The organism is Rosettibacter sp. KY25 (assembly GCF_057554405.1).
Genome location: NZ_BAAJAO010000057.1, coordinates 1 through 2,578 on the forward strand (window position 1 = coordinate 1; position 2,578 = coordinate 2,578).

Annotated in this window: 3 protein-coding genes; 2 read left to right on the forward strand and 1 reads right to left on the reverse strand. The window is 30.8% G+C overall.

The genetic code is table 11. The features are described from left to right. Window positions 1-1,006 precede the first annotated feature (1,006 nt). Entirely contained in the window at window positions 1,007-1,507 is a 501-nt protein-coding gene (locus tag AC27L2_RS13765; RefSeq protein ID WP_487212345.1) for a nucleotidyltransferase domain-containing protein, read from the forward strand. After that, window positions 1,504-1,905, forward strand: coding sequence for a HEPN domain-containing protein (locus AC27L2_RS13770; protein ID WP_487212346.1), 402 nt, complete (start codon window positions 1,504-1,506; stop codon window positions 1,903-1,905). Before AC27L2_RS13765 ends, AC27L2_RS13770 begins: the two co-directional genes overlap by 4 nt. A gap of 6 nt (window positions 1,906-1,911) precedes the next feature. Here the strand turns inward: AC27L2_RS13770 and AC27L2_RS13775 are convergent, their stop codons facing one another. Next, window positions 1,912-2,286, reverse strand: coding sequence for a response regulator transcription factor (locus AC27L2_RS13775; protein WP_487212347.1), 375 nt, complete (start codon window positions 2,284-2,286; stop codon window positions 1,912-1,914). Between the last annotated feature and the right edge of the window lie 292 nt (window positions 2,287-2,578).

A 2,578-nucleotide genomic window follows, 5' to 3' on the forward strand; every position in this document is an offset into this window, starting at 1 on the left:
ATTCAGAATGACACAATGTTTTCTTATCATAAGTATTAATACTTTTCCGTCATTCTGATGGAGACCGTCAAAAAGGCGGGACGACCGAAGAATCTATTTATTTAATTGAGATTTTCAGAATGACTTTTGAATATTGTCTTTCTGAGGAGTCCGCCTTTGGCGGACGACCGAAGAATCTATTTATATGAAGTTCTTCGTCCGCCTTTGGCGGACTCAGAACGACATGAAAATTTTTATGTCGATTAAAAAATCTAAAAACAGAGAAAATCTTATTAATCTGTGTTTATCTGTGTTCAAAAATATTGAAACCGCAAAGTTCGCAAAGAAAACTTTGCGGCTTTGCGAGAAATTAAAAATAAATTAAGAGTGTTTTGCAATAACATTTATAGAGATTCTTCGTCCTCCTTTGGCGGACTCAGAATGACACGAAGTCTTTTATGTCAATGTTTTCGAGATTCTTCATCCGCCTTCTGGCGGGCTCAGATTGACACAATGTTTTCTTTTTTTATCCTAAGTATTAAACTTTTACGTCATTCTGAGGGAGTCCCGCCAAAAAAGCGGGACTACCGAAGAATCTAATTATTACTTCATAATTTTATATGAGGTTCTTCGTCCGCCTTTGGCGGACTCAGAACGACATGAAATTTTTTATGTCGATTAAAGAATCTGAAAACAGAGAAAATCTTATTAATCTGTGTTTATCTGTGTTCAAAAATATTGAAACCGCAAAGTTCGCAAAGAAAAACTTTGCGGCTTTGCGAGAAAATAAAACAAGTGAGATTGCTTCGTCCCGACTAAAACCTTCAGGACTCTCAATGACTACTTAAAGTAGATTGTCTTTACAAGGAACAAAGCAACTAAATAAACTCATAAGAATTAATGATGCATAAAGAAAAATTATAGATATAAGTAAAAAATATTGAAGACGAACGAAATGAGTAATACAATTTTTTGCTATTATAATAATCAAAAGATTTTTAGTTTTGCTTTCAACAAGGAATATTTTATGAATAATTATAAATCAAAATACTATTCCATAATTGAAAAATTAGTTGACTATTTGCAAGAATATTATAAGGACAATTTAATTTCCATCGTACTTTATGGCTCTGTTGGGAGAGATAGATTTACTCCAGAATCAGATATTGATATTATGATAATTTTAAACAAAGCTCCCAAAGGAAGATTTAACAGGTTTAATGAATATTACGAAAATGTCTATCTAAAATTAGAAGAAAAAATTAAGTCACTGTTGAAAGAAGGAATTAATATTCATATCTCACCATTAATTAAAACTAAAGAAGAAACAGAATATGGAAGCCCATTATTTATTGAAATGACAGAAGCTTGTAAAATACTTTTTGATAGAGATAATTACTTCAACTGCATACTTGATCGTTTGAGAGAAAAATTAAAAAAATATAAAAGTGAAAAAGTACCATTCAAAGGAGGATTCTACTGGAAATTAAAACCAGATTATAAAAAGGGGGATATTATTGAATTATGACCAACGACGATTTAAGCAGTAGTTATCTTATAAAAGCTGAGAAAAGATTAAAGATACTGGATATTTTGATGAAAGAAGAAGATTATTCAGATGTTGTTCGCGAAGCACAAGAAATTGTTGAATTAGCTCAAAAGTCTATTTTAAGAAAATTAGGAATAGACCCACCTAAATGGCATGATGTAAGTGATATTATACTGGCAAACTTAGAATTAATCCCTGATGAAATTCATCAAGACATTAAAAAAATTATAAACATTACAAAATGGCTGAGAGGAGAAAGAGAAATTTCATTCTATGGTGATATCGATTTTATACCTACTTCTGAATACGATATTGAAGATGCAAGAAAAGCAATTTCTTGCGCGGTTGAATGGGTAAGTATATGCAAAAAATTGTAAATGGTTCTAATTGTGTTCAAATCTTTGAAGAATTTTTTCTACATGGTCAGCTAACAAAGAAGTGTAACCAGTTTTCAATAAGTAACCCGCAATATTATAAGCAATAATTTTTTCAACAAAATCTTTTTCATTATGAGATGTAATAATAACAACAGGGATGTTGTTTTTTGCTTCATGAATTTGCTTAAGAAAATCAAATCCATTAATGCTAGGCATATCAATATCTAAAAAGACAAGATTTGGTTTAATCTTTTCAAGTAATTCCAATCCCTTTTTGCCGTCTTCAGCTTCGGTCACTTTTATCATAAATTTTCTTTCGATTAATCTCTTAAAGAGAGTCCGGAATTTATTATCATCATCTATCAGTAAAATGTTATTCATAATATATCCAGTAATTATCTTAGATTTTTCCCTTCGCATTTTATTATCGAAATTTTTAATAGAAACTTTATTTGATTAAATAAAAACTTACTTAATCTTTGTTGAATTACGGAATTAAGAATAAAAAGATGATAAGAATAAATTGTGCCTTTGCGCTTTCTTTGCGCTCTTTGCGGTTCAATTAATGAAACCGCAGAGCGCGCAAAGGATTTTTAGAGATTCTTCGTCCGCCTTTGGCGGACTCAGAATGACACGAAGTCTTTTATGTCAATGTTTTCGAGATTCTTCATCC

What these genes read in the sequence shown, in the direction of transcription:
- AC27L2_RS13765 (WP_487212345.1), top strand. Translation starts at nt 1,007, where the DNA reads ATGAATAATTATAAATCAAAATACTATTCCATAATTGAAAAATTAGTT.
- AC27L2_RS13770 (WP_487212346.1), top strand. Translation starts at nt 1,504, where the DNA reads ATGACCAACGACGATTTAAGCAGTAGTTATCTTATAAAAGCTGAGAAA.
- AC27L2_RS13775 (WP_487212347.1), bottom strand. Translation starts at nt 2,286, where the DNA reads ATGAATAACATTTTACTGATAGATGATGATAATAAATTCCGGACTCTC.